The following is a 25,909-nucleotide window of genomic DNA, read 5'->3' on the forward strand; positions in this document are numbered from 1 at the left end:
GCGTCCTCCAGGAGAACTTCAGGATTATCGTGCGCGACCCTGAGGGAAGTGATGGTGGCGCAGCTCCTCCACCAGCTTCTGCGTGGCCGGCGTATAGGCGACACGCTGCTCCCCGGCCCCGTCCGTGGGAATCGCCGAGGCCGCCTCGGGGCTGGCTCCTGAGAGCAGCTCGTAGCCCTCGGGCACCGGCTCGCCCTCCTGGCCGATGAGCCCGATGGGCCCCGCGCCGCTCCGGCGCCGGAACACCACCGGCACGCCCGGAATGCTCTGCTTGCCCTCGGCCAGCTCGTTGCCGAACTTCATCGTCGGCACGTGGCCCGTACGCGACAGCTTGTACACCGCCGCCACCCGGTCCCGCGTGAAGGGGCACGCCATGGTGCGCGCCACGATGAAGCCACCGTACCCGTAGAACTGCTTCGAGGGCTCCCAGCCGTACTCGACGCGCATCGCCTCGAACTCGCGCGTGGCCTGCGCGTCCAACCCGTCCTCCAGGATGAGCACCGGCTTGATGCCCTCCGCCTGCGCCCGCGACACCGCCTGCGTGTACTGCTTCTTCTTGTCCCCCGAGTCGAAGCGGATGGAGTCCCCCGCCTCGGGCGCCTCGTGGATGATGCGGAAGGCCTTGGGTAGGCCCGAGGTGAGCGTGTCGTAGGTGTCCAGCAGGTAGCTCGAGCGCTCCGGCCGCCGCTCGCGGATGGCCCGGAAGGCCGCCTCGTCCTCCCCGTAGCGCTGCACGTGCTCGTGGCCCATGGTGCCCACCGGAATCATCCCCAGCTTCCACGCCCCGTACACGTTGCTGGTGCGCATCACCCCCGCCTCCTTGCAGGCCCGCAGGGCGATCTCGTGCTGCTCCATGCACGTGGCCGCGCGCAGCCCCACCTCGAAGATGCGGCTCGGGTCCTTCACCGCGTCCACCAGGTCGCGCACCACCGCCATCACCCGCGCGTGGTACCCCTCGGAGTCCACCGTCATGGGCACCGGCTTCACGCCCACCGCGTCCAGCGTCTCCAGGGCGATGCGCTTCTCCTCCTCGCACGACAGCGCCGCGAGCGCCTTCGCCAGGCCCTCGCGATCCGCCAGCGCCTGCGTGGCCACCTGGATGCGGAAGTTGAGCTGCAGCAGCAGCGGCTCCAGCCACGACACCAGCGCCGAGGGCCCCGTCAGCGTGAACACCGGCTCTCGCGCGTAGAAGCGCGCGCCCTTCGGCAGGGCCCGGATGACCAGCTTGTCCTTCTGCTGGATGGCCGCCTTGAAGCCCGCCCCCATCTCATAGCTGTTGCGCGCCAGATAGGCGTAGTCGCTCTCGGTCGGCTCCGGGAGCAGGGCGCGCACGTAGGACTCGATGTCCAATGGCACAACCTGCTGCCCCCCCTTGCGGTGCGAGTAGTAGAACGTCTCCCGGCGCAGCGGCCAGCCGGCCTCCGCCATGCTGAACTTGTAGCCGTCCGTCGCGAGCAGCGAACTCCCCATGGTGTGCCTCCCGGAACGGAATCTAACGGGTGGGGAAAGAGTCAGCAATACTCTTTCTCGCCCGAAGGGGGTCGGGAATGGGCGTGAAGGGTGCTTGAATCGGGGCCGCGATGCCGGACTCCCGCCGCCGACTGCTGCTCACGCTCGCCCTCAGCCTCGGGCTGCACGCCGTGGCGTGGCTGTGGCTGGAGTCCCGGCGGGCCCCGCCCGATGAGCAGCGGGCTCGGGCTCCCGTGCCGGCGACACTCCAGTTCGTCGAGGTGGAGGTGGCTCCGCCGCCCGAGCCGCCCAAGCCTCCGCCACCGGGTCCCCCGCCTCCGCCAAGGCCTCCCCGTCCCAAGCCGTCCGCCGTGGCGCAGGCCCCGAAGCCACCGCCCACGCGTGTCGAGACCGCGCCCCCTCCGGTCGAGCCTCCCGCCGTCGCCGGGAACCCCGCGCCCCCGAGTGGGGACATGCCTCGCGCGGATGCTCCTCATGCGGAGGGTCCCCGCCTGGGCGCCTCACGGTTGCTGCCCTCACCGTCGCTGTCGTGGAGCCCCGAGGGAGGTGTCGCCGTACCAGACGCGGGCGTGCCGGTGCCCTCCACGCCGGAGGAGAAGGTGGCCGACATGGTGATGGAGGGCGTGCGCCGAGGGAAGGTGGACAGGGGTCTCGTGCACCCCTACTTCTCCGAGCTGGGCAAGTCCCTGCTGAAGAGCTGGGACGCCGAGCGCGCCGTCTCCGCCAAGGGGCTCCAGGGCTTCCTCGATCAGACCCGGGGCAACTCCAAGGAGTGGATACGCGTCTGGCAGGACCGCGCCTCGGCCTACGCCAACACGGGCTCACCACTCGATACCGATGCGCCCGCGGCGAACGATCGCCCTCCTCCCGGAGGAGATCCGACGCTCGGGATGCGCCGGACCCTGCGCAAGCAGATGCGTGAGGACTTCCGGGCCACCCGCCGCGCCACCGTGCGCGTGGTGCAGGACACCCAGGGAAAGCTGCTCAGCGTGGAGCTCGTCACGCCCAGCAACGACATTCAGGTGGACCGGGAGGCCCTCGTCGACATCCGTGCCGCCGCCGAGCGTCTCCCCATCCCTCCCCCCGAGGCTCTCCAGGGCCGCACGCAACTGGTGAGCCTCTGGCAGATCGAGCTCATCATCTCCATCAGCCCGCCCGTGCCCACCGTCAGCATCGAGTTCGACGCGGAGATGAAGCTCACGGACCTGCGGCTGCCGCTCGACCGCCGCCTCTACAAACGCGTGCGGCTGCTCGAGGTGCGCTAACGCCAGGGGTCCTCAGTCGAGCTTCGTGGAAACGATGGGGTGCTGCGTGGCGGTTTCCCATGCCAGGTCCGGCCACCAGCGCTCGAAGGGCGGCGGCGCACCCGGCTCGATGCTCTGCCCGGGCTTGGGCACGACGACGGTGTCGCCCGTCCCGGCCGCGGCGAGCACGCGCTCGATGGGCTCGGTCCAGCCGTGGAGCGCGAGGGTGAAGAGTCCCCAGTGCACGGGGAGCAGGACACGGCCCCGCACCATCCGGTGGGCGAGCACCGCCTGCTCCGGGCCGATGTGCCAGTCGGGCCAGGCCTTGTTGTACTGGCCCACCTCGATCATCGTCACGTCGAAGGGCCCCAGGCGCTCGCCGATGTCCTTCATCGCCGGGAAAAGCCCCGTATCACCCGAGTAGTACGCGCGATGATGGGCGCCGAGCAGGGCGAAGCCGGCCCACAGCGTCGCGTCCTTGTCGATGACCGTGCGCCCCGACGCGTGGCGCGACGGAGTGGCGACGATGTCGAGCCCGCGCACCCGCGTGCGGTCCCACCAGTCGAGCTCGACGATGCGCGCCTCGGGGATGCCCCACGACGCGAGGTGCGCGCCCACCCCGAGCGGCACCACGAAGGTGGTGTCCCAGTCCTTCATCGCCAGGAGGGTGGAATGGTCCAGGTGGTCATAGTGGTCGTGCGAGATGACCACCGCGTCGACCGGGGTCAGCTCTTCGAGCGCGATGGGTGGCGAGTACCAGCGCTTGGGACCCACCCAGGTCAGGGGCGAGGCCCGCTCGCTCCACACCGGGTCCATGAGGACGCGGTGCCCGTCGATCTCGATCAGCGCCGTGGAGTGGCCGAGCCAGGTGACGCGCAGGCCCGTGGCGGGCGGTGTCGCGAAGCGGCGGCGGTCACCGGCCACGGTGGGCGGGGGCTCGGAAGGCCCGAGGTTGGGGCTCGAGTCGAACATGCTCGTAACGGAGCCCCACACATCGTTCCAGAGCGGCTGGGGGTTCTCGAAGTGCCCGTCCTTCCACTGAGGCGAGCGCTCCATCCGCGTGCGCCGCTCCCCTTCCGCGCGCTTGCCCAGCGCGGGCCACGCGTCGGCGGCGATGGCGGCCAGGGCCACGGCCAGCAGCGCTACCCCTCCCAGTGCCGCGCGGGCCAGCCCTTTACGAACCTTCATGCGATTCACCTCCGGACCGCCGCGTGGAGCTCGTGTCCATCGGCGGATACAAATTGACGAAATGAGTATTTTTTGTCAATTTGTTCGCATGTCGGATGAAAGGAACGAAGAGCGAGACACGGCTCGCCGGGTGGCGATCCTAGAGGCCGCGCAGGAGTGCTTCCTCCAGTTCGGGTTCGCGAAGACCTCGCTCGACGACATCGCCAGGCGGGCGGGCATCTCGCGGCCGCTCATCTACCGGAAGTTCAAGAACAAGGAGGACATCTTCGCCGCGCTCTTCGAGCACATGTTCGAGGGCCGCTACCCACGTGCCGAGCAAGTCCTGCTCGGGCCGGGCAGCAAGCAGGACAAGCTGATGAAGGTCTGCGAAATCCTGCTGCTCGAGCCGTGGGACCAGCTGGTGGGGGCCCCCATGGCGGCCGAGTTCTACGAGGCCTGCGAGCGGCTACTCCCGGAGGTCGAGGCCAGGCACCAGCGGCTGTGGCTCAAGTACACGCAGGCGGTGCTGGAATCGAAGGAGCTCTCCGAGCTGTTCATGCTCGCGGTGGACGGGTTGCAGTCGGACCTGCCAGCGACGCGCGTGCTGCGCCGCCGCCTGCAGTTGCTCATCGAGCGCTTCGTGTCGTGAGGGCTCGGCCGCCCCGGCGTCAAGGCGCGAGGAAGGCGCGCATCTCCCGCACGACCTCGGCCCGGTTCGTGAGCCAGATGTAATGCCGCGCGTTCTCGAGCATCACCAGCTTCCAGCCCGGCAGCTTCCGCAGCGCGGCATCCTTTTCGGCCGTGCTCCGTCGCAGCTCGGGCAGGAAAGCCCTCGCCTTCTCCCGGAAGTCGGCGGGCGTGCTCTCGAGGCCAGCAACGAACTCCAGCCACTGGGGGAATCCCTCTCCGTCGAACAGGGAGAGCGCGGGCGCGCACAGTGCGGAGAAGTCCGCCTTCGCCACCTCCCGGAGCATCTGTTCCACCACATCCGGGCGCCGGCGCGGGCGCAGGTAGCGGCCCGTGCTGGGGTCGAACTCGTGGCCCAGATCGATCTCGTGATCGGGGACGGGGCCGCCCAGGTCACGCGCGAGGGCGGCCGCGGCGGCATCGCGTGACGGCAGGCCGTCGAGGGAGACGGTGGGCATGGGCGGATTCGAGAAGCTCCTCAGGAACTCGGAGATCTCGGCCCTGTCATCCGTCGCGTCCAGGAAGACCAGCTTGTCGATGCGCTCCGGGTGTTGGCGCCCCACCCAGGTCATCTCGTCCCCCGCCATGGAGTGGCCCGCGAGCGACACCTTGCCGATTCCCAGGCCGTCGAGCGCGCGAACCACATCCCGGCCCAGCGTGGCGGTGTCATAGCCCGTGTCGGGCCAGCTCGAAGAACCGAACCCACGACGCGTGAAGGCGTAGACGTGGTGACTCGTGGTGAACTCGGGCGCGAGCCCGTCGAACACGTGGCCGGTGTTGCCCAGGCCCGACAGGAACACGAGCGCCGGGCCCTGCCCGCCGAAGTCGAGCACCTCGAGCTCGACACCCTCGGCGACCTTCACGCGCTTCACCTGGTGCAGTGAATCGGCGCCAGCGGGGGACCCCGTCACCGGTACCGACGGGGTGGAAGCACAGCCAGGCGACAGGAGCAGACAGGAGATCAAGAGGAGCTTTCGCATGGGCCCGCGATGTTCTCACACACCGCGCGGCCGGGCTTCCGTTTCGCTCACGCGGACCACCAGGTCGCGCATGAAGCGGATGGCCTCGTCGTCCTCGACCGTGCTCCGCCAGAGGAGCTCCATCGGCGCGCCCTCCAGTTTCATCTCCACCGGCAGCATCGTCATGCGGAGATTCGGGCGCAGTGAGGTGATCTCGCGTGCGACCCGCTCGGGCACCGTGGCGAGCAGGGCGCTGCCCTCCACGAGGGCACCGATGCTCTGGAACGTCGGCACCGACACCCGCACGCGCCGCTGGATGCCGAAGGTGTCCTCGACGACGCCTCGCAGGTCCCCGTTGTACGAAACGATGACGTGCTCGTGCTCGAGGTAGCGCTCCAGTGTCAGGCGCTTCCCCAACCGGGCATGCCTCGGGTCGAAGAGACAGACGAAGCCTCCGACGAACAGCGTGAGGCGCCGCATGTCGGCCGGCAGCTCGTCCGCCACCGTCACCGCGAGGTCCACCGCCGAGGAGACCAGCGCTTCCTCGATGGTGCGGAACTGGACTGGCATCACGATGAGCTTCATGCGTGGCGCCTCCTCGGCGAGCACCCGAAGGAGCAGCGGGAGGAGCCACGCCTCGTTCGCGTCCGAGAGACCGAGCCGCACGGTCCGCTCGCTCGTCTTCGGATCGAACGCCACCGGAGAGACGGCCGCCTCGACGAGCGCCTGAAGGTGCGGCCGCGCCGAGGCGAACAGGCGCTGCCCGCGCGTCGTGAGCGCGAGTCCACGTCCCGCGCGCACGAAGAGTGGCGCCCCCACCGTCGCCGTGAGGCGCCGGAGCGCCGCGCTCACCGCGGGTTGCGTGAGGTAGAGGCGGCTCGCGGCCTCCGTGACACTTCCCGCCTCCGCCACGACGACGAAGACTCGGATCAGGTTGAGATCGAGATCCTTCTCATAGATGCCGTGCATGTTCGGGATACATCCTATTCATTGGATTTCAGGGTGTCGAAGCATGACTCTTCGCGTGGAAGGAGAGACGAACGATGAGCACGCACGAGGCGAAGAAGACGCAGCGCACGGTGAAGCTGGGTTCCACGGGCCCCGAGGTATTCCCGCTGGGGCTCGGCTGCATGGGAATGTCGGGCATGTACGGCGCGACCGATGACGCCGAGAGCATCCGGACGATCCAGACGGCGATCGATCGCGGCGTCACCCTGATCGACACGGGTGATTTCTACGGAATGGGCCACAACGAGATGCTCGTGGGACGAGCCATCGCCGGCCGGAGGGACCGGGTGCAGCTCTCCGTGAAGTTCGGTGCGCTCCGAGGACCCGATGGGACATGGGGCGGCAACGACACGCGCCCGGTCGCGGTGAGGAACTTCATCGCCTACAGCCTGAAGCGCCTGGGGGTGGAGTACATCGACATCTACCGCCCCGCGCGGTTGGATCCCAACGTCCCCATCGAGGACACCATCGGCGCGATCGCGGAGCTCGTGAAGGCGGGCTACGTGCGCCACATCGGCCTGTCCGAGGTCGGCGTCGAGACGATCCGCCGCGCACACCGCGTCCACCCGATCGTCGATCTACAGATCGAATACTCGCTCGCCAGCCGGAGTCCCGAGGCGGAGATCTTCCCCACGCTCACCGAGCTCGGCCTCAGCGCGACGCTCTACGGCGTCTTCTCGCGAGGCCTCCTCACCGGCAGCAAGCCGACGGGACCGGGAGACTTCCGCGCCCACCTTCCCCGCTTCTCCGGCTCGAACCGGGAGAAGAACGAGGACTCCGTGGGCGCCCTGCAGCGCTTCGCCCAGGAGCGCCGCATGACACCGGGGCAGCTCGCGGTCGCCTGGGTGCTCGCGCGCCAGCCGGCGTTCGTTCCCGTGGTCGGTGCGAAGACCGTCGCGCAGCTCGAGGACTCGCTCGGCGCCCTGGAGCATCCGCTGTCGAAGGAGGATCTCACGGCGCTCGAGGCGCTCGTGAAGATCTCCGGCGAACGCTACGACCCGAGCCAGATGAAGCACCTCGACAGCGAGCGCCACTGACACCTCGACGCGGCACGCGGCGAAGGAGCGGACACGGCGATGGCTCGTCTCCGCCCCTTCCTGGGAGCGCTGATCAGGCCTTGCGGCCGCGTGGCTTGCTCGCGGGCGCCGCGCCGTAGTCCTTCTGGTAGTCCTTCATGCTGCGCATGATGATCTCATGCGCCTCGCTCTGGTCGTACATCTCCACGATCTGCACCGAGCGCTTCCCCTCACTGGGGATCTGCTTGTAGGTGAGGAAGTAGTGCTTGAGGCGCTCCACGAGCGCCGTCGGCAGCTGCGCCACGTGCTGCAGGGCCCCGTAGACCAGGTCCGACTCCAGCACGGCGATGATCTTGTCGTCGGCCTCGTTGCCGTCGACCATGCGGAAGCCGCCCACCGGAATCGCGCGCACCAGCAGCGCCCCGCTCGGAATCACCTTCTCCGTCAGCACGCAGATGTCGAGCGGATCTCCATCGCCCTTGATGTCCTTGATGCCGGTACGGTCGGCGCAGCGCTTGGCCACGAGAGCCCCGCAGTACGTCTGGGGGATGAACCCGTAGAGCGTGGGGCACTGGCTGGAGAAGCGCTGCGGCCGATCCAACCGGAGGATGCCCGTCTCCTTGTCCAGCTCGTACTTCACCGTATCGGTGGGCACGATCTCGATGTAGGCGGTGACGACCTCGGGCGCATCCGCGCCAGGCGAAACGCCATGCCAGGGGTGGGCCTGCAAGGTGTGGAGCTGCGGTTGATTCTTCGTGGCCATATCGCTTCTTCTCGGGCGCTCGCGCGTCCGGGGTCCTTCATACGAATTCATGTGCTGGGAAGAGGAGGACATCCGAGATGGATTCCACTCCCAGCAACAGCATCAAGATACGATCGAGCCCCACGGCGATGCCCGCCGAGGGCGGCATGCGCCCTACCGCGTCGAGGAAGCGCTCGTCCAGTGGATAGACGGCCCGGTCTGCTTTCCGCCGGAATTCCTGCTCCTCCAACAAGCGGGCGCGCTGCTCCACCGGATCCGTCAGCTCGGAAAAGCCATTGGCCAGCTCCAGGCCCCGCGCGTACAGCTCCGTGCGCTCGGCCACCGAGGGGTCCCCCGGCTTGAGCCTCGCCAGCGAGGCCATGGAGGCGGGGTACTCCGTCAGGTAGGTGGGCCGCTCCCACCCCAGCGTCCCCTCCACCTTCTGCAGGAAGAGGTGGAAGAAGACGTCGTCGAAGAGCGTGGCGTCCCCCGTGCGCACCCCGGCCGCCTCCGCCGCCCGCTTCAGTGAGGCCCCGTCCGGGCACGCCCGCAGGTCCACCCCCGTGGCCCTCAGCACCGCGTCCCGCACTGACAGTCGCTCGTAGGGTGTCTGGGAGAAGAATCCGCCGCCGCCCACCGCCCGGTCCGCCTCCGCCAGCGCCCCTTCCAGGTCCGCCATGATGGCGTGGTAGTCCGCCTGGGGCCGGTAGAACTCCAGCATCGTGAACTCGGGGTTGTGCGTCTTCGACACCTCCCCGTTCCGGAATACCTTGCAAATCTGGAAGATGGGACCGGCCCCGTCCGCCAACAGCCGCTTCATCGCGTACTCGGGGCTGGTGTGCAGGTAGAGGGTGCGGCGCTGTCCCACGTCCGTCTCGGGGACGAAGGGCACCTCGAAGGCGGTGATGTGGGGCTCCATCCCCGGAGCGGGGATGAGCAGCGGGGTGTCCACCTCGAGGTAGCCAAGCTGGAGGAAGAACCGGCGGAGGGCTCCGTAGAGCGCCTGCCTCCCGGCGGCCGAGCGCCACTGGACAGGATTGGGCATGAGCGGCGCGGAAGTTACATTGCGCGTCCCATGCGCCCAAGGCTTCCCGCACTCGTCCTCACTCTCGGTCTCAGCGCCCTCGGCGGTTGCGTCACGGCCAAGGCTCCCGCCCCACCAGCCCCCCTCACCGAGGAGCAGAAACTGGCCGCCGAGGTGGCCCGGCTCTCCTCCGAGGCGCAGACGCTGCTCAAGGCCCAGGACGAGCTGGTGTGGCGCTACTGGGCCGAGGGCGCCCGCGCGGACGTGGCCTCCACGTACGTGGGCAAGGAGGGGCTCTTCAGCCTCGACAACATCCGGAAGATCGACCGGCTGCGCCAGCGCACCACGCAACCCGCCGAGCTGCGCGCCCTCACCGCCCTCCAGTCGCACTTCGCCGGCGAGTACCTGTCGCAGCAGCTCGCCGAGGTGAACGACGCCATCGCCAACCTGGAGGCCTCGCTGAGCTTCCAGGTCGATGGGCGCGAGGTGCGGTGGCGCGATCTGGAGCGGCTGCTGGCCAACGAGAAGAGCGCGGTGAAGCGCAAGGCCCTCTACACCGCGGCCACGCCCGCGCTCGAGCGGCTCAACCAGCTCATCCGCCGCCGCGAGGAGCGCACGGAGCAGCTGGTGCGCGAGCTGGGCTATGCCTCGTACGAGGCCTTCGGCGGCGAGCTGCGGCAGGCCGACCTGGGCCGGCTGGGGCTGCTCGCCGAGGAGGTGCTCCAGTCCACCGAGGCGCCCTACAAGGAAGTCATGGAGCGGCTCTCCCAGCGCGAGCTGGGGCTGCCCTTCGCGAACCTCACCCGGGCGGATCTGCCCCGGCTGTTCCGCCCGCGTGACGTGGACGGGCTCTTCCCCAAGGACAAGCAGCTGGCGCGCGCGCACGCCACCCTGGCCGGAATGGGCCTCGACCTCTGGACGATGAAGAACGTCACCATCGACGGCCGGGACGACGTGAAGCGCAAGAACTCGCGCCCGCTGACGCTGGGGGTCGCCGTCCCTGGTGACGTGCGCCTGTCGGTGCGGCCCGTCGAGGGCGCGCTGGAGCAGGGCCGGCTGTTGCACGAGCTCGGCCATGCGCTGCACTACGCCTTCACGAAGGAGCCTCGCTTCGAGCTGGCCAAGCTGGGCAACCCCACCGTCACCGAGTCCTACGCCGCCCTCCTCGAGGATCTGATGGAGGACCCCGTCTGGCTGGAGGAGCACGCGGGCCTGACGGGGAAGGACCGCACCGAGTACCTGGCCGCCACCAGCGCCCACAAGCTGTTCCTCATCCGCCGCGCCGCGGGCCGGCTGCTGTACCAGCTCGCCCTGCACCGCCAGGAGGGCGCGGACGCCCGGGAGCTGTACAAGGCCCTCATCGAGCGCGTCGACGAGATGCCCGCGACGGATGACGACGTCGCGCGCTACCTCGTGGAGCAGGAGGACTTCTACCAGTCAGCGGACAACTTCCGCGCCTGGTTCCTCGCGGGCCAGCTCCAGGGTCAGCTGAAGGCGCGCTTCGGCCCGTCCTGGTGGCACAGCCCCGAGGCCGGCACGTTCCTCTCGGGCCTCTGGGCCCACGGCAACGCGCTCTCCGCGCGCGAGGTCGCCCAGCAGATGGGCGAGAACGGCATCGCTCCGGACGTGCTCCTGCTCCGGCTCGGCACCACCCTGGGTGTGCCCATCAAGCTGGACGTCCGGGGCGAGGACAAGGCTCCCGTACAGGAGCCACCGCCCCCCTCCGCTCCGGCCTCGCCCGAGAACACTCCGGCGGCTCCTCCGGCCCCCAGGACGGAAACCGCTCCCTCCGTGTCGAAGACGGCCTCGACCCGCAAGGCAAGCCGCGCCAAGGCCCGCGCCTCCAAGGTCCCCAGAAAGCACCAAGGCTCCCGCCCGGAACACGGACGGAAGCCTCGGCGTGGAACCCACTGAGTCCTAGACCCTCACCCCGTCCCTCTCCCAGGGGGAGAGGGGTGGGGGGCGAGGTCTGAACCCCGGGACTACAGCAGCTTCATCAGCTCGGCACGCTTCGCGTTGTACTCGTCGTCCGAGAGCACTCCCGCGTCCTTCAGCTCCTTCAGCTCCTTCAGCCGCTGCGCCGGGCTCCTCGTGTCCGCCGGAGCCGCCGCCGGAGCAGGCTGCTGCTGCTGCTGCTGGAACTGCTGCTGCTGATTCTGCTGCTGCTGGTTGGAGAACATCTGGGCCATTCCGAAGCCCATCCCCATCCCCATCCCCTGCAGCGCGCCATCCGCACCGCCACCACCCTTGGCCATGCCCTCGGACGCCCCCAGCATCGCCTGACCCTGCGCGTACTGCTGGAAGCCACCCGCCAGACGCGAGTACGCCACGTCCTTCGACAGCTTCTTCAGCGTCGCCTCGTCCTCCTCCTTGATGCTGACGTGGAAGTTGCCCATCCGCACCACGGTCATCCCGTAGGTGTCCACGTGCGGCTTCAGGCCGGCGATCACCTCGGTCTCGATCTCCTCGGTGTACGCACCGCTCGTCACGTCCAGCAGCGGCCACTTCTTCTTCACCAGCAGCTCGGCGATACGGTCCCGCGTCACCTTGAGCACCTGGTTCTTGAACCAGCCCAGGAACTCCGCGTTGCTCGTGCGGCCCATGCCCACCAGGCCCACCACCAGCTTCTCCGGCTCCGTCACCCGGAGGGAGAAGTCGCCGTACACCATCGTCCCGATGCCCAGCCCCGTCTCCGGGTCGCGCACGTCACCGATGGGGCCGCCGAACTTCACGCCCGTGAACTCGCGCGTGGAGACGAAGAAGACCTCGGAGATGAACAGGTTGCCGCCGGTGAAGCCCTCCACCAGCCGCGACAGGAACGGGATGTTGCTCGTGTCCAGCTGGTGCCGCCCTGGCCCCAGCTTGCCCTCCACCTTCCCGTCCTTCACGAAGAGGGCGACCTCGTCGGCATCGACGGTGAGCTGGGTGAGCATCCGGATGTTCTTCTCCGGATACTTGTAGACAATCTCGCCCTTCGCCTCGTCAGCGCGCGCGATGAAGTTGCGCTTCGCCTCGTCCTTGATCGTACCGAAGAATCCCATCGTGCTTTCGTCGCCTCCAGAGAACGCGTCGACCTACCGGGGGCCCACCTACCCCTCTAACGGATAGCGTCCGGGTCCATTGCATGCCCGCCGATCGCACCTCCCCCGGCCTGCTCCCCCAAACATGCCAGAGGTTCCGCGTACTTGGCCAGTCAACCCGGCATGCGCATGTCCGCCCGTCTACCCCCAGCGGCTCAGCAGCCGCTCCCGGTCCAGCAGGCGGATGCTCGCCCAGAGCAGCCCCGCGTCCAGCAGGAGCACCACCGCCCCCTGGAGGGCGTAGTAGGCCGCCCCCGCCGTCAGGAACCCCGCCACCTGGCCCGCCACCAGCCCCACCAGGGGGAGCACCACCAGCGCTGAGAGCTGCTGCGCCGTCCGGGCGTCGGCCACCCGCGCGGAGATGAGCACCGCCACCCCGTTGCCGAAGAAGGCGAACAGCGGCGCCAGCACCAGCACCCCGAAGAGCCACAGCGCGTTGGGCATCATCAGGCCCTCCCCCAGCGGCCACGACACCACGTCCACCCCCACACACAGCAGCGCGAAGGCCACCCAGGTGATGATGACCGCCGGCACCAGCGAGGCCAGGCTCTTGCCCATCACCAGCTCCGCCGCCGTCACCGGCGAGGCCAGCAGCGGCTCCAGCGTGCGCCGCTCCTTCTCCCCCGCCACGCTCTGCGAGGAGATGAGGATGGGCACGAACACCGGCATCACCAGGAACATGCCGAACCAGTCCAGCAGCGTGCGCTCCACCAGGTAGCGCGCCGCGCTCGCCCCCAGCGGCAGGCCCGGGTTGTAGTAGAGCGCCACCACCCGCAGGCCGGGGTCATCCGGGTTGTGCACGTACGTCCACACCACCCCGATGGGCACCACCACCAGCACCATGGGCAGTGCCGCCATGGCCAGCAGCAGCGACGGGTTCCTGCGCAGATCCAGGAAGTCCTTCCAGAAGACGGCCAGCGCGCGCCGGGGACGGAACGCCATGCTCACACCCTCCCCTCGCGGATGAGCTCCAGGTAGACCTCCTCGAGCGGACGCTGGGCCGGCACCGCGCTGCGTACGCGAGCCCCCGCCCCCACCAGGCACGCCACCACGTCCGGGGCCTGCTCCTCGTCCTCCAGCATCACCCGCAGCCTCCCGCCCTCGGCGAGCACGTTGGGCGCGAAGGGCAGCGCCGACAGCGCGGCGACGAAGCGCCCGGCCTCGCCCTCCACCTTCACCTCCAGCGCGCTGCCCGCGCGCCGCAGCTCGCTCACCGGCGCCATCGCCAGCAGCCGCCCCTTCACCACCGCCACCCGTGTGCACAACCGCTCCACCTCGGCCAGGTTGTGCGAGCACAGCACGATGGTGCGCCCCTCCGCCGCCAGCTCCGCCACCGCGTCACGCACAGTGCGCGCGGACTCGGGGTCCAACCCGCTCGTGGGCTCGTCCAGGAAGATGACCTTGGGGTCGTGCACCAGCGTGCGCACGATGGCCAGCTTCTGCCGCATGCCCTTGGAGAAGCTCCCGCAGGGATCGTTCTCGCGGCCCGCCAGCCCGAAGCGCTCCAGGTAGGCCAGGGCCCGCGGCCAGGCCACGCGCTCGTCCAGCTCGTGCAGCTTCATGAAGAAGCGCAGGTTGTCGCGCGCGCTGAGCCGCTCATAGAGGCCGGGCTGCTCGGTGAGGAGCCCCACCACGCGGCGCAGCGCCTCGCCGTCCTCGCGCACCGAGTGGCCCCACACGCGAGCCTCCCCCTCCGACGGTCGGAGGAGGCCGGTGAGCATGCGCACCGTGGTCGTCTTCCCCGCCCCGTTGGGCCCGAGCAGGCCGAACACCTCGCCCGGATTGATGTCGAAGGTCAGCCCCTCGACCGCGGTGCGCGCGCCGAAGCGCCGGGCGAGGCCCTGGACGGAGATTCCACTCAATCGACGGTCACCAGGACGAACTTGTTGTTGATGTCGCGGTCGATGACGGTGACGACCCTGTGGGTGCCCACGGTCTGCTTCAGCAGCCCGAGCCGGTTGTGCTCCACCAGCGCCCACTCGCGGCCGGGCTGGTCCACGAAGGGCTTGAGCTTGCCCACCTCGCGCACCTGCTTCACCTGGTTGCGCGAGTAGAACGTCTCCCCGCGCCAGTTCATCAGGAAGGCGGCGATGGGCTCGTCCGGCTTGCGCTGGGCGTAGTAGCGCCAGAAGAGATCCCTCTGCGTCCAGTGGTGGGAGAGGTCCACCCAGTGGCCCCAGTTGAACCAGAGGGCGAAGCCGGCCGCGAGCGCCCAGAAGGTGCTGTACAGCATCACCCGCGAGCGCTGCACCGCCGCCACCACCGCCAGCGCCCCGGCCACCGCGAAGGTGAAGCCCATGGCCATCTTCACGTTGACGGGCTCGGACAGGCTCCTGAGGAGCGAGTCGCTCGGCGCCGACAACCGGACCGAGCGCGCGAAGAGCACCGCGCCCACCATCAGGAAGGCGGTGGCGGAGACCCACAACCCGGTGCGCGACTCCTCGCCCGCCGCGTAGGCATTCCACGCCAGCCAGGCGCCCAGGAGGAACAGGGCCACGCCCAGCGGCCACGTGGCCCCCACCGTGCCGCGCGAGGCCAGGGGAAGCAGGAAGGCGCCGCCCACCAGCAGGCACAGCAGCGCCACCGCGCGCGCGCCCACCGAGGAGCCTCGCGCCTTGGCCGGGAACACCCCCACCGCGAGCCAGGCGCCCACGGCGATCAGCACCAGCGCCAGCATGTCGCCCATCCACAGCGGGCGCGAGGCGAACATGGCGATGGGCTTGGTGACGAGCTCGGAGGGGTAGGGCCGGTCGTAGTTGTAGACGAAGAGATCGGTGAAGTCCTTCGGGTTGTTGGCCAGGTCGTGGCCCACGAGGATGAAGAGGACGAGCCCGAAGACGAGGCTCATCGCATGGGTGGCGATGCCCTCCTCCCACAGCCGGTCCACGAAGAGCGCGATGAGGACGGCCAGGCCCGGCAGCACCGGGAAGACGTAGTGGTGGAACTTGGTGGCCGAGGACGCCAGCAGGGTGAAGGAGAAGGCCACCCAGAGCGCGGCGATGAGGGCCAGGTGGTCCGCCTTCTTCTCCGAGCGCACCCGCAGCCGCGACACGACGGCGAAGGCCCCCGGCACCAGCGCCACCCAGGGGAAGATGGCGAAGCCACCCTGCTCGATGAAGTAGATGAAGGTGCCGCCCGGCGTCGTGGTGTGCACGCCCGCGCTCAGGCGGTTGAGGTGGTCGTGGATGAAGAAGCGGTACCAGAAGAGCTTGCCCTCGTCGTCCACGCCCTTGAAGAGGCTCAGCACGAGGTACCAGGGCACGGCCACCGCGCAGAACACGAGGATGCCGGTGCCCAGCTTCATCTTGTACATCTGCGCCCACAGCACGGGCATGGGGCGCTTGCCCTCGCGCACCTCGGCGCGGAAGGCCGGCTCCAGCAGCCAGCGCAGGTGCGCGTTGAGGCTCGGCCCGTCGTAGGGGATGACGGCGAAGAGGGCGTAGAGGATGAGGATGACGGCCGGCAGGCCCACGCCCAGCAGGCCCTTGGCCAGGGCGGACAGGCCCGCGAAGACGTAGAAGGCGTACCACCAGGCGGCGCGGTGCTTCGTGGTCTCGTCGAGCTGGCCGATGAGCGCGCACGCCATGGCGCACACCAGCGTGGTGACGAAGGGCGTGTCCGTCACCGTCTGCCGGGTGAGCAGGAAGTAGAGGGGCATGGTGGCCAGCACGAAGCCGGTGGCCAGGCCCGCGCGCCGGTTCACCACGCGCGCCACCGCCAGCGACAGCAGCGACACCGCGGTGATGCTCAGCAGGGCGAAGGGCATCCGCATGCCCCACTCGGTGTAGAGGCCCAGCGCACCCTCGGAGCGCAGCGTGCCCACCACCTGCATGCCCAGCGCCTGCATCCACATGGTGAGCGGCGGCTTGGAGAAGAACCACGCGTTCTCCCAGAAGGGGAACACATAGTCGCGGCGCTGGACCATCTCGCGCCCCACCTCGCCGTAGTGCGTCTCCCAGGGGTCCCACAGGCCCACCGCGCCCAGGTAGGGGATGAAGAGCAGCGCCGCGAAGATGGCCGTCGCCAACGCCACGCGCAGCGAGGGCTCCAGCGCCATCCAGCGCTTCGCCCATGACTCCTGGTGGATGCCCTGACCGAGGATGGCCTCGGTGAACGTCCGCGGTTCCTGCTGCTGGGGTCCGTCACTCGCCACGGGGAAACATGCCTCCGTCTGCTCGGGCCCGCGCATCCGGCGCGGGTCGCGGCCTTATATCCCCGCCTCCCCCTCCGGTCGACCTCGGCCAGAGCCCGGGGCCCTCCATCCGTTCGCTCCCCTCCCCTCGCCGGGCCGGCCGCCAGGCGGGGGCAGGGGCTACAGCATCACTCGCAGCGAGGCGAGCACCTGGTCGTTGCGGCCGAAGTAGCCGAAGGGGCTGTAGGACGGGCCACCGTACACCTCGGCCGCGAGCCCCAGGTGTACCCGCTCGTCCACCCGCCACTCGACACGCGGCGCCACGAGGAAGGAGCGCTGGATGGGCTCGAAGGCCCCGCGCAGGCCCACCTCCAGCCGTCCTCCCAGCAGCGAGTACCGGACATCGCCCACCAGCAGGTGGAGGAAGGCCGTGTGCTCCCGTCCCCGTGCCGTGCCCGGCTCCAGCAGGAAGAGCAGCTCCTGCTCGCCCACGCGCGGCACCGCGAGCCCGGTATAGGTGACGGAGTAGAAGAGTTCCGACTCCTCCGCCTGGGACACGCCCACCACCCACGTCGCCGCGGGCTTGCGCAGCGGGCGCAGCCGGTCTCCGTAGAAGGTCCGCGAGGGGCTGAAGCCCACGTCCACGTCGAGTTGCGCGGGCCCCACCAGCGTGCTCGCCTCGGCGGCCACCACGTGCTGGCGCGCATAACGGCCGGTGACGAGCGACTCGCCCGAGCGCACCCGCTCCTGAAGGGACAGCAGCAGGGCGGTGTCCGCCGGCTCGCCGCGCTGCTGGGCACGCCACAGTGCGTCCAGCTCCGGGTCGATCGTCACCTGGGGCAGCTTCTCGTTGGCCCAGACCCAGGAGCCCCCCAGCTTCACCCGGCCCACGTCGCCGGTGACGCGCAGGCCCAGGTCTCCCGGCAGGCCGGGCCGCTCCGTCTCGAGCAGGCGCGGCTGCAACCAGTCCTCCACCGAGGGCTTCACCGACAGGGGCACCGCCACCCCGAGCGGCGGCTGCAACGCCGCCATGTCCTGGCCGAACACGTCATAGCGGTTCGGGGCGAAGAAGGGCGCCCACACGCCGGTGACGGTGAGCGGCCCCACCGTGGCGATCGCCCGGGCGGCGAACACGGGCAGCTTCAGGTCGTCCGGCTCCAGCACCACGAAGCCCTGGCGCAGATCCCTCGGGTTGAGGAGGTCCGAGGGCGCGAAGAACGTGTTGGCGCCGAAGGCCAACGTCTGCTGCCCCACCCGCACGTCCACCCACTTCGTGTACACGTCGAGGAAGGCCTCGCCCAGGTAAGGCTCGAAGGAGGACTTCGCCCGCTCGAAACCCTTCTCGGCCCCGCCGCGCCAGAAGGCCCGTCCCTCGACCACGGCCCGCAGGGTGGGGCTCAGCTTCACGTCCGTGACGAGCGACGCCCGCCCCCACCCGTCCACCACGTGCTCGCTCAGGCCGTCCGCGCGGCGCGGCTGGAAGCCGGTGTCCACGCCCGCCAGCAGCCGCACGTCGCCGCTCACCCGCACCTCGGGCATGGCGGCAGTCCCCGACGAGAGCTCCTCCAGCGGGGCACCCGCCTCCTGCGTGGACGCGAGCGCCAGCGCGGGCACCAGGGCCAGCAGTGTCGTCGAGCCGTGCCTCACCCGCGCTCCAGGGCCCGCTCGGTGAAGGCCTCGTCGCCGAGCTGGACCTCCTCCAGCTTCAGCACCTCCAGCGTCGTGCTCGAGCCCGTCTGGAGGTTCTCCATCACGGAGGGCGAGGCGACGACCCGGTCCTTGAACTTCTTGAGCTGCACGGCGCGGTACACCTTGAAGGGCTTGCCCTCGCGATCCGAGTACTCGGCCTTCAGCGGCACATCCGTCTCCTTGTCCACGTAGAGCGTCACCTCTCCGTAGGGCGAGTCCGGACCGGCCTGGCCGCGCAGCACGTGGGCGGGCCGGTCCAACACCTTCGCCTCACCCGCCAGCCGGAGCGACTCATCGCGCTCGCCGCCGGTGCCGCCCAGGTCCGCGTAGTTGAAGTCCGTGTCCATGAAGGACTGGCCCCGCTGCCCCTTCGCCACCTTCCGCACCCGCTTCAGCTTGGGCAGGTAGAGCGAGATGTCGGACGGCTCGCCCTTGGCGCCCTCGATGGAGAGCACCGCCACCCCGGCCACGCCCGCGGGCTGCGAGAAGCGCGCGAGCGAGCACAGCCGCCCCTCCACCCGCTTCGCCGTCGAGGTGAGCACCTGCTCCTTGCGCCGACCCTCCTTCGTCACCGTGGTGAGCTTCAGCTCCGCCCGCAGGCCGAGCAGGTTGAGGGCTCCCCGCTCACGGCTCCGGCGGGCGATGTCCGCGGCGGACTCCTCGGCCCGGGCCGGAGGAGCCACCAGAAGCGCCACGGCCGCAGCGCACAGGAGGCTGCTGATGATCTTCCGCATGGGGGCGGACTCTATCCCACCTCCCCAGGGCCCGATTCCCTCCTTATATGCGGGAGCCCTGATCCACCCCCCGCGGCCATCTGTCCGATAGACAACCGACCGGGCGAGGCAGCTTGGTGCGGGAAAAGCCCTGTCATTTGGGGTGGATGCCCTCCTTGAGGTGCCGGGGGACGTTCTGCTATAGCTGTAAGGGGACCCAACCCGTGCTGAAGCTCATCATCGAAGACGACGAGGGGCGAAAGACTGTAGTCCCCTTCGCGCGCGACGAAATCACGATCGGCCGTCAGGAAGGAAACACCATCCGCCTGACCGAACGAAACGTGTCGCGTCGTCACGCGCGCCTGCTACGCCAGAACGGACACGTGCTGGTGGAGGACCTGGGCAGTTACAACGGGGTGCGCATCAACGGAGAGCGCATCCAGGGCCAGGTCCAGGTCGGGGATGGAGACCTCATCCAGATCGGCGACTACGATCTGGCCCTGCAGCAGGAGGGAGCACAGGCCGGCCCGGTTGCCGGCTCCGGTGCGCCCACCGTGCGCATGCCCGCGCTGGCACTACAGGCGGCCATGGCCGAGGCTCAGAGCTCGCAACCCACCACCATGACCGACGCCGAGCCGGAGGCGGAGCATTCCGCGCCGGAGGAGGAGGAAGAAGAGCAGGAGGAGGACACCTCCACCACTCCCTCCCCGGAGGATCAGCGCCGTCACTCCACCGCGGTGATCCGGTTGGATCAGGTGGAGATGAACCGGCCGCGCAAGGTCCAGGCGGTGGCCGTGAACGACGCCCCGCGCCTGCTGGTGGTGAGCGCCGAGTTCAAGGGCCAGGAGTTCGCCTGCATCCGCACGGAGATGCGGATCGGCCGCACCGAGGACAACGACATCGCGCTCGACCACCGGTCGCTGTCGCGCACGCACGCCAAGATCGTCCGCGAGGACTCCGGCGAGTGGCGCATCATCGACCTGCAGTCGGCCAACGGGATGAGCGTCAACGGCGAGAGCTACGCGCAGGCCCCGCTCGCGCATGGCGACCTCGTCGAGCTCGGCCACGTGAAGCTGCGCTTCATCGGCCCCGGGCAGAACGCCAAGGGGCTGGCCAACGAGGCCGCCGCCGCCAAGGGCTCGAAGATGCCGCTGGTGGCCATCGCGGTCGTCGCCCTGGTCGTCGTGGGCGGTGGCGCGGCCTGGTTCATGTTCGGCCAGTCCTCGGATGACGGCGGCACTCCGCAGCCCACCAAGCCCGTCGTGGCGGCCGAGCCGAAGGAGCCCACCCAGGCCCAGAATCCGGCCGATCCCGCCCAGCAGCTCGCGGAGAAGATCCAGAGCGCCCGGGCCGCCATCGACGCGCGTGACTTCGACAAGGCCGTCGACACGCTCGAGACCATCAAGGACGCCAACGGCCAGCGCCCCTCCGAGGCGGAGGAGCTGCTGACCCAGGCGCTCGCCGAGCAGCAGTCCAAGCAGAGCCTGGACCTGGCGCAGAAGGAGTTCGACGCGGGCCGCTACGAGGAGGCCCAGAAGCACCTCGAGGCCTCCGAGGGCACGCTCGCCTTCGCCCCGGAGCACGCCGAGCTGAAGGCCAAGGTGGACGCCGCGCTCGGCTCCACGAAGCCCGCCAGCGACAAGCCCGACACGGGCACGGCGCGCCGTCCCACGGCGACGGAGACGCCCAAGGCCGACCCGGCCCGGGAGCAGGCCAAGAAGTTCTTCGAGGATGGTCGCGTCCTCAACCGCAAGCAGCAGTACCGGGAGGCGGATCGGCTCTTCAAGAAGTGCATCGACACCGACCCCTCCTTCGCGCCCTGCTACATGCTGAAGGGCTCCACGGCGGCCCAGCTCGGCCGCTTCGATGAAGGCGCGCAGTACTACCGCGACTTCCTGCGGCTCGCGCCCGATCACGAGATGGCGCCTACCGTCAAGAAGATGGTCGAGGACTACGAGAAGAGCCGAAAACAACAGGGAGGCGGCAAGTAGCCCGAGGGATCTTCCGTGCGCCGCCCCCATGGCGCACGACCCCGGGCCACGGGCTTCCACCCCACACGGGAGGAGAAGGTTCGTGCAGATTCGTATCCTGGTGGTCGATGATGAGCAGGACAACTGCGACTACCTCAAGCTCGTGCTGATGCGTGAGGGCTACGACGTCGTCACCACGACGGACCCCACCAAGACGGTGGAGATCCTCCGCAGTGCGGACTTCCACCTGGTCATCCTGGACATGATGATGCCCGTCATGTCCGGCACCGAGGTGCTGGAGCAGATTCGCAAGTACGACACGGACGTGGCCGTCATCGTCGCCACCGCGTACCCCACCGTCGACACGGCCGTGGCCTCGCTGAAGAACCAGGCGAGTGACTACGTGAAGAAGCCGATGGAGCCGGACCAGTTCCTCGGCGCCGTGCGCAACGCGCTGGCCAAGAAGGGTCTGTCGCAGGACCCCGAGGCGGATCTCCACCGCGCCATCGGCCGCACCATCCGCGACGCGCGCAAGACGCAGGATCTCACCCTCAAGCAGCTGGCGCGCCGCACCGGCCTGTCCGTGTCGCTGCTGTCGCAGATCGAGCGCGCCGAGTCCTCGGCGTCCATCTCGTCGCTGTACAAGATCGCCTCCGCGCTGCAGCTGCGGATGGGCGAGCTCTTCGGCGACACCTGAGCCGTCAGGGGGCGGCCAGCCTCACTGGCCGCGGAAGCGGGGCGTGCGCTTCTCGAGGAACGCCGCCCTGCCCTCCTTCGCGTCCTCGCTGGCGAAGGAGCGGGCCCGCACCTCGCGCAGGTGCGCCCGCTCCTCGTCGGACAGCGCCGGGCGCGTGAGCAGCCGGAAGGTCTCCTTCATTCCCGCCACCGCCAGGGGAGCCTGCGCCGCGAGCGTCCGGCACAGCTCCAGGGCCCGCGTCTCCGCGTCGGCCGCCGGGAGGCACTCATCCAGCAGTCCCCAGGCTAGCGCCTCCTTCGCGTCCAGCCGCCGTCCGGTGAGGAAGAGGTTCTTGGCGCGCGCCACGCCCACCAACCGGGCCGCGCGCGTCAGCCCGTCCGGCGAGTAGACGATGCCCAGCCGCGCCGGGGGCATGCTGAAGAGCGCATCCTCCGCGCCCACCCGGAAGTCACACGAGGCCGACAGGTCGAAGCCCGCCCCGAAGGCCGCGCCCCGCACCAGCGCGACGCTGGGCAGCGGCAGCGACTCCAGCCGCGCCAGGCACGCCATCAGCGCGTCGTCGGGCAGGCGGTCCCCGGTGGGCGCCGCCAGCAGGTTCAGGTCGTAGCCCGAGCAGAAGGCCCCGCCCTCGCCCCGGATGAGGACGGCGCGCACGCGCCCGGGGGCCGAGGCCAGCGCCTCGTCCAACCGGGCCACCTGCTCATCATCGAGCGCGTTGCGCCGCGCCGGGTTGGACAGGGTGAGGACGCGGACGCCATCGTCCCGGTCCTCCACATGCAGGGCGGACGGCTGCACCGCGCGGCCCGCTAACCGAGCACCACGAGGACGTCGCCCTCGTTGACGGGCTGGGACTCCTTGCAGCGGATCTCCTTCACCGTGCCGTCCTCGGTTGCCTCCACCGGCATCTCCATCTTCATGGACTCGAGGATGACGAGCGTGTCGCCCGACTTGACCTGCTGCCCGACCGTCACCTCGATCTTCCACACCGTTCCGGTGATGTGCGCCGCCACGTCCGCCATACGCTGTGCTCCTCTGGATCCGAAAGGGGTGCTGCGTGCTCTACGTGCTGCGTGGAAAGGGTGCCGCCCCTGGCTACGGCTTCGCGTGGTGCTCCAGGAAGCGCGTGTTCAGGTCGCCCGCGCGGAAGACCGGATCCTTCAGGATGCGCAGGTGCAGGGGGATGTTCGTCTTGATGCCCTCGATGCGGAAGCCCTCCAGCGCCTGGATGGAGCGCTCGATGGCCTCGGCGCGCGTGGCGCCCGAGACGATGAGCTTGGCGATCATCGGGTCATAGTTCGGCGTGACGGTGTTGCCCTCGGCGTAGCCCGAGTCCAGGCGCACGCCCTCACCCGTGGGCGGCTGGTACACCTTGAGCGGGCCCGGCGAGGGGAAGAACTTCACCGGGTCCTCCGCGTAGATGCGGAACTCGAGCGCCGCCCCGCGCCGCTTCACGTCCTCCTGCTTCACGGTGAGCTTCTCGCCGGAGGCGATGCGCAGCTGCCAGCCGATGAGATCCAACCCCGTGGTCAGCTCCGTCACCGGGTGCTCCACCTGGAGCCGGGCGTTCATCTCGATGAAGTAGATGTTGCCGTCCGAGTAGAGGAACTCCACCGTGCCGGCGTTGGCGTAGCCGAACGCCTTGGCCGCGGTGACGGCCGCCGTGAACAGCTTCTGGGCCAGCTCCGGGTTGCGCCCGTCCGCGAAGAGCGGCGAGGGGGCCTCCTCCACCACCTTCTGGTGCCGGCGCTGGATGGAGCACTCGCGCTCCAGGCAGTGGATGAGGTGGCCGTGGTGGTCACCCAGAATCTGCACCTCGATGTGACGAGGAGCCGGGAAGTAGCGCTCGATGTACACGCCCTCGCGGCCGAAGGCGGCCTTCGCGCGATCCGTGCACTGGCGGAAGACCTTCTCCAGCTCGGCGGGGTTGTTGGCCGCGGCCATGCCGATGCCACCGCCACCGCCCGCGGCCTTGCACAGCACCGGGTAGCCGATGCTCTCCGCGGCGGCCAGCGCGGCGCCCGCGTCCGGGAGCACGTCCTCGGTGCCGGGCACCACCGGCACGCCCGCGGCGGACACCAGCTTGCGCGCCTGGCTCTTGTCCTTCATCCGCAGCATCGCCTCGGGAGGCGGGCCCACGAAGGTGATGCCGGCGTCCTTGCACGCGTTGGCGAACTCGGCGTTCTCCGACACGAAGCCGTAGCCGGGGTGAACCGCGTCGGCGCCCGTGGACTTCGCCGCCTCGAGGATGGCGGGGATGTTCAGGTAGCTGTCCTTCGCGGGCGCGGGCCCCAGGCGCACGGCCTGATCCGCTTCGCGCACGAAGGGCAGCTCCGCGTCCGCGTCCGAATAGACGGCCACGGTGGACAACCCCATCCCCTTGGCCACGGTGTTGATGCGCCGGGAGATCTCACCCCGGTTGGCGATGAGCAGCTTCTTGAACATGGCTGGCAACCCCTCCGTGTGAGGCGGGGCAACCTAAACCCCCACCTTCGACCTGACAAGGAGACAACGCGCCTCCCGCCGGGAAGTTGCGGGCATGTAGGTAAATGGCGTAGCGTCCCTGGCCGTGAAGCCCTCCACGACAGGAACAGTGGTGGATCTCCAGGGCGCGCGCCGAGAGCGGCGGCTGGAGATGTACCGGGCGCGAGTGGCCGAGCGCCTTCGCACCAACCGCGCGGCCGTCGAGGCCCTCTACCAAGGGGGCACGCTCTTCTCGCCCCAAGGCACTCGCGCGGGCCGGGCCCTCCTCCGGGCCCATCAACTCCTGCAGCGCGCGGACTCCCTGCTGGAGCAGCTCTCCGGCGATGGGGTGGTCCCCGCGCCGCGGCTGCCCGAGCGCGTCGACGAGCTCTACCGCGAGCTGGACACGCTGCTGTCGCGCAGTGACGCTCTCTCCGGGCGCCACCAGCGGGCGGCGAACGTGGCCCGCCTGCCCGGGCGCTAGCTCGGGAAGACCCCAGCCCTTCCGGACCGGAGCCCTCGCCTCACGGCATCTCCGTCTGGCCCTGGCGGCGCAGGAAGGTGGGGATGTCGAACTGGTCCTCGTCCAGGGGCAGCGCCGCGTCCTTCACCACCGCGGTGCGGCTGGCCAGCGAGCGCCCATCCACCGAGGCCATCGTCCGCACACCAGCCTTGGCGGGCACCAGGCTGGCCACCTCCTCGCGCGCCGCGGTCAGCGAGGCGGGCGTGGGGCGGGACACCACCGGCACCTGCACCACCTGGGGGACCTGGCGCACCTTCGCATCGCGCGACACGAAGCCCGTGGCGATGATGGTGATCTTCACCTCGTCGCGGATGTTGTCGTCGATGAGCGAGCCGAAGATGATCTCCGCCTCGCCATCGGCCGCGTCGTGCACCAGCGTGAGGGCCTCGTTGACCTCCTGGAGGGTCATGTCGCGGCCGCCGGTGATGTTGATGAGCAGGCCGGTGGCGCCGTCGATGGAGACGTCCTCCAGCAGCGGGCTGGAGATGGCCTGCTGCATGGCGTTGAGCGCGCGCTTGTCGCCGGAGGCGTGGCCGGTGCCCATGAGCGCCAGACCCTTGTCGCTCATGATGGTCTTCACGTCGGCGAAGTCCACGTTGATGTAGCCGTGGTACTGGATGAGGTCCGAGATGCCCTGGACGGCGTTGAGGAGCACCTCGTCGGCGCGCTTGAAGGTCTCCAGCAGCGGCATGGGCTCGTTGCTCAGGGTGAGCAGCCGCTGGTTGGGGATGGTGATGAGGGTGTCCACCGCGGCCTTGAGCTCCACCAGGCCCTGCTCCGCCTGCTTGCGGCGCTTGTTGCCCTCGAAGAGAAAGGGCTTGGTGACCACGCCCACGGTGAGGCAGCCGAGGCTCTTGGCGATGTCGGCGATGATGGGCGCCGCGCCCGTGCCGGTGCCACCGCCCATGCCGGCGGTGACGAAGACCATGTCCGCGCCCTCGAGCATGGAGGCGATCTGATCGCGCGACTCGAGCGCGGCCTCGCGGCCCATCTCCGGGTTGGCACCCGCGCCCAGGCCCTTGGTGAGGGTCTGGCCGAGCTGCAACCGCACGGGCGCCTTGTTGGCGGCCAGCGCCTGCACGTCGGTATTCGCGGCGATGAAGTCGACCCGCTCAAGCTTCGCCAGGATCATCGTGTTGACCGCGTTACAGCCGGCGCCACCGACGCCGACGACACGAATCTTTGCGGCCTGCTTGTTCTGGTCGAACTGGTCCATGTGGTTCCTTCTTTCAACGCAGGTCACACGTGCCCGCGCGCGCCCCTGCAGACACCATCTTCAGCAAGTCGCGATCTTTGGCAAGTTCTCAGCTACGAACATGTAGCGCGAC

23 protein-coding genes are annotated in these 25,909 nt (G+C 69.5%); 7 read left to right on the forward strand and 16 right to left on the reverse strand.

The genetic code is table 11. From position 1 onward, the window contains the following. Positions 1-24: 24 nt before the first annotated feature. Positions 25-1,470 carry a nicotinate phosphoribosyltransferase gene (locus NR810_RS40855; protein WP_257460583.1) on the reverse strand — a complete coding sequence of 482 codons (1,446 nt, stop codon included), beginning with the start codon at positions 1,468-1,470 and terminating at the stop codon, positions 25-27. Positions 1,471-1,580: 110 nt separating this feature from the next. Between NR810_RS40855 and NR810_RS40860 the strand changes: the two genes are divergently transcribed. Next, the gene (locus tag NR810_RS40860) at positions 1,581-2,735 is read left to right on the forward strand and encodes an energy transducer TonB family protein (protein WP_257460584.1); all 1,155 of its coding nucleotides are present in this window, start codon (positions 1,581-1,583) and stop codon (positions 2,733-2,735) included. A 12-nt stretch (positions 2,736-2,747) separates the two neighbouring features. Here NR810_RS40860 and NR810_RS40865 read toward each other — a convergent pair whose 3' ends face one another. Next, complete coding sequence (locus NR810_RS40865) at positions 2,748-3,902, reverse strand: MBL fold metallo-hydrolase (protein ID WP_257460585.1); 1,155 nt, start codon at positions 3,900-3,902, stop codon at positions 2,748-2,750. 130 nt (positions 3,903-4,032) lie between these two features. On the opposite strand from NR810_RS40865, the gene NR810_RS40870 reads away from it, so the two are divergent. Then, positions 4,033-4,530 carry a TetR/AcrR family transcriptional regulator gene (locus NR810_RS40870; protein WP_257460587.1) on the forward strand — a complete coding sequence of 166 codons (498 nt, stop codon included), beginning with the start codon at positions 4,033-4,035 and terminating at the stop codon, positions 4,528-4,530. Positions 4,531-4,549: 19 nt separating this feature from the next. On the opposite strand, the gene NR810_RS40875 is transcribed toward NR810_RS40870, so the two are convergent. Then, a complete protein-coding gene (locus tag NR810_RS40875; RefSeq protein WP_257460588.1) occupies positions 4,550-5,548 on the reverse strand; it encodes an alpha/beta fold hydrolase in 999 nt (332 codons plus the stop codon). 15 nt (positions 5,549-5,563) lie between these two features. Next, on the reverse strand, positions 5,564-6,496 hold the full coding sequence (locus tag NR810_RS40880; RefSeq protein ID WP_257460590.1) for a LysR family transcriptional regulator: 933 nt from the start codon (positions 6,494-6,496) through the stop codon (positions 5,564-5,566). A 74-nt stretch (positions 6,497-6,570) separates the two neighbouring features. On the opposite strand from NR810_RS40880, the gene NR810_RS40885 reads away from it, so the two are divergent. After that, positions 6,571-7,572, forward strand: coding sequence for an aldo/keto reductase (locus NR810_RS40885; protein WP_257460591.1), 1,002 nt, complete (start codon positions 6,571-6,573; stop codon positions 7,570-7,572). Positions 7,573-7,645: 73 nt separating this feature from the next. On the opposite strand, the gene NR810_RS40890 is transcribed toward NR810_RS40885, so the two are convergent. Both NR810_RS40890 and epmA read right to left on the reverse strand, forming a co-directional pair. Continuing rightward, a complete protein-coding gene (locus NR810_RS40890) occupies positions 7,646-8,314 on the reverse strand; it encodes an inorganic pyrophosphatase (protein WP_257460593.1) in 669 nt (222 codons plus the stop codon). 37 nt (positions 8,315-8,351) lie between these two features. Next, positions 8,352-9,338, reverse strand: coding sequence for an EF-P lysine aminoacylase EpmA (gene epmA / locus NR810_RS40895; protein WP_257460594.1), 987 nt, complete (start codon positions 9,336-9,338; stop codon positions 8,352-8,354). A gap of 30 nt (positions 9,339-9,368) precedes the next feature. Here epmA and NR810_RS40900 point away from each other — a divergent pair, with 30 nt between their 5' ends. After that, positions 9,369-11,231, forward strand: a complete 1,863-nt coding sequence (locus NR810_RS40900) for a chromosome segregation protein SMC (protein ID WP_257460596.1) — start codon at positions 9,369-9,371, stop codon at positions 11,229-11,231. 68 nt (positions 11,232-11,299) lie between these two features. Here NR810_RS40900 and NR810_RS40905 read toward each other — a convergent pair whose 3' ends face one another. The 6 genes from NR810_RS40905 to NR810_RS40930 all read right to left on the reverse strand — a co-directional run bounded on the left by NR810_RS40905 (position 11,300) and on the right by NR810_RS40930 (position 18,952). Then, a complete protein-coding gene (locus NR810_RS40905) occupies positions 11,300-12,358 on the reverse strand; it encodes an SPFH domain-containing protein (RefSeq protein WP_257460597.1) in 1,059 nt (352 codons plus the stop codon). A gap of 180 nt (positions 12,359-12,538) precedes the next feature. Further along, positions 12,539-13,339 (reverse strand): ABC transporter permease, encoded by an 801-nt coding sequence (locus tag NR810_RS40910; RefSeq protein WP_257460598.1) that lies wholly within the window; start codon positions 13,337-13,339, stop codon positions 12,539-12,541. Between the two features lie 2 nt (positions 13,340-13,341). Continuing rightward, entirely contained in the window at positions 13,342-14,259 is a 918-nt protein-coding gene (locus NR810_RS40915) for an ABC transporter ATP-binding protein (RefSeq protein WP_257460599.1), read from the reverse strand. Beyond that, a complete protein-coding gene (locus NR810_RS40920) occupies positions 14,256-16,550 on the reverse strand; it encodes an ArnT family glycosyltransferase (RefSeq protein ID WP_257460601.1) in 2,295 nt (764 codons plus the stop codon). The genes NR810_RS40915 and NR810_RS40920 overlap by 4 nt, the downstream gene beginning before the upstream one ends. 159 nt (positions 16,551-16,709) lie before the next feature. Further along, positions 16,710-18,176: a DUF1302 domain-containing protein gene (locus tag NR810_RS40925; RefSeq protein ID WP_257460603.1), complete on the reverse strand. Its 1,467-nt coding sequence runs from the start codon at positions 18,174-18,176 to the stop codon at positions 16,710-16,712. Then, entirely contained in the window at positions 18,173-18,952 is a 780-nt protein-coding gene (locus NR810_RS40930) for an outer membrane lipoprotein-sorting protein (RefSeq protein ID WP_257460605.1), read from the reverse strand. The genes NR810_RS40925 and NR810_RS40930 overlap by 4 nt, the downstream gene beginning before the upstream one ends. Before the next feature lie 203 nt (positions 18,953-19,155). On the opposite strand from NR810_RS40930, the gene NR810_RS40935 reads away from it, so the two are divergent. Next, a complete protein-coding gene (locus NR810_RS40935) occupies positions 19,156-20,922 on the forward strand; it encodes an FHA domain-containing protein (protein WP_257460607.1) in 1,767 nt (588 codons plus the stop codon). Positions 20,923-21,004: 82 nt separating this feature from the next. After that, a complete protein-coding gene (locus NR810_RS40940) occupies positions 21,005-21,598 on the forward strand; it encodes a response regulator (protein WP_108074968.1) in 594 nt (197 codons plus the stop codon). 21 nt (positions 21,599-21,619) lie between these two features. Here the strand turns inward: NR810_RS40940 and NR810_RS40945 are convergent, their stop codons facing one another. The 3 genes from NR810_RS40945 to NR810_RS40955 all read right to left on the reverse strand — a co-directional run bounded on the left by NR810_RS40945 (position 21,620) and on the right by NR810_RS40955 (position 24,040). Then, positions 21,620-22,393, reverse strand: a complete 774-nt coding sequence (locus tag NR810_RS40945; RefSeq protein ID WP_257460608.1) for an enoyl-CoA hydratase/isomerase family protein — start codon at positions 22,391-22,393, stop codon at positions 21,620-21,622. 11 nt (positions 22,394-22,404) lie between these two features. Continuing rightward, positions 22,405-22,617 (reverse strand): biotin/lipoyl-binding carrier protein, encoded by a 213-nt coding sequence (locus NR810_RS40950; RefSeq protein ID WP_204226220.1) that lies wholly within the window; start codon positions 22,615-22,617, stop codon positions 22,405-22,407. Positions 22,618-22,690: 73 nt separating this feature from the next. Then, positions 22,691-24,040 carry an acetyl-CoA carboxylase biotin carboxylase subunit gene (locus NR810_RS40955; protein WP_257460612.1) on the reverse strand — a complete coding sequence of 450 codons (1,350 nt, stop codon included), beginning with the start codon at positions 24,038-24,040 and terminating at the stop codon, positions 22,691-22,693. Between the two features lie 151 nt (positions 24,041-24,191). Between NR810_RS40955 and NR810_RS40960 the strand changes: the two genes are divergently transcribed. Next, entirely contained in the window at positions 24,192-24,542 is a 351-nt protein-coding gene (locus NR810_RS40960) for a hypothetical protein (protein WP_326522540.1), read from the forward strand. Positions 24,543-24,582: 40 nt separating this feature from the next. Here NR810_RS40960 and ftsZ read toward each other — a convergent pair whose 3' ends face one another. After that, a complete protein-coding gene (ftsZ, locus tag NR810_RS40965) occupies positions 24,583-25,797 on the reverse strand; it encodes a cell division protein FtsZ (protein WP_257460613.1) in 1,215 nt (404 codons plus the stop codon). Positions 25,798-25,909: the final 112 nt, after the last annotated feature.

It is taken from the genome of Archangium lipolyticum (assembly GCF_024623785.1).
Classification (GTDB): Bacteria; Myxococcota; Myxococcia; order Myxococcales; family Myxococcaceae; genus Archangium; species Archangium lipolyticum.

Coding starts and splice junctions, on each gene's coding strand:
- NR810_RS40860 (WP_257460584.1), top strand. CDS start 1,581: ATGCCGGACTCCCGCCGCCGACTGCTGCTCACGCTCGCCCTCAGCCTC.
- epmA (WP_257460594.1), bottom strand. CDS start 9,338: ATGCCCAATCCTGTCCAGTGGCGCTCGGCCGCCGGGAGGCAGGCGCTC.
- NR810_RS40900 (WP_257460596.1), top strand. CDS start 9,369: ATGCGCCCAAGGCTTCCCGCACTCGTCCTCACTCTCGGTCTCAGCGCC.
- NR810_RS40955 (WP_257460612.1), bottom strand. CDS start 24,040: ATGTTCAAGAAGCTGCTCATCGCCAACCGGGGTGAGATCTCCCGGCGC.
- NR810_RS40905 (WP_257460597.1), bottom strand. CDS start 12,358: ATGGGATTCTTCGGTACGATCAAGGACGAGGCGAAGCGCAACTTCATC.
- NR810_RS40855 (WP_257460583.1), bottom strand. CDS start 1,470: ATGGGGAGTTCGCTGCTCGCGACGGACGGCTACAAGTTCAGCATGGCG.
- NR810_RS40885 (WP_257460591.1), top strand. CDS start 6,571: ATGAGCACGCACGAGGCGAAGAAGACGCAGCGCACGGTGAAGCTGGGT.
- NR810_RS40875 (WP_257460588.1), bottom strand. CDS start 5,548: ATGCGAAAGCTCCTCTTGATCTCCTGTCTGCTCCTGTCGCCTGGCTGT.
- NR810_RS40865 (WP_257460585.1), bottom strand. CDS start 3,902: ATGAAGGTTCGTAAAGGGCTGGCCCGCGCGGCACTGGGAGGGGTAGCG.
- NR810_RS40890 (WP_257460593.1), bottom strand. CDS start 8,314: ATGGCCACGAAGAATCAACCGCAGCTCCACACCTTGCAGGCCCACCCC.
- NR810_RS40950 (WP_204226220.1), bottom strand. CDS start 22,617: ATGGCGGACGTGGCGGCGCACATCACCGGAACGGTGTGGAAGATCGAG.
- NR810_RS40880 (WP_257460590.1), bottom strand. CDS start 6,496: ATGCACGGCATCTATGAGAAGGATCTCGATCTCAACCTGATCCGAGTC.
- NR810_RS40930 (WP_257460605.1), bottom strand. CDS start 18,952: ATGCGGAAGATCATCAGCAGCCTCCTGTGCGCTGCGGCCGTGGCGCTT.
- NR810_RS40910 (WP_257460598.1), bottom strand. CDS start 13,339: ATGGCGTTCCGTCCCCGGCGCGCGCTGGCCGTCTTCTGGAAGGACTTC.
- ftsZ (WP_257460613.1), bottom strand. CDS start 25,797: ATGGACCAGTTCGACCAGAACAAGCAGGCCGCAAAGATTCGTGTCGTC.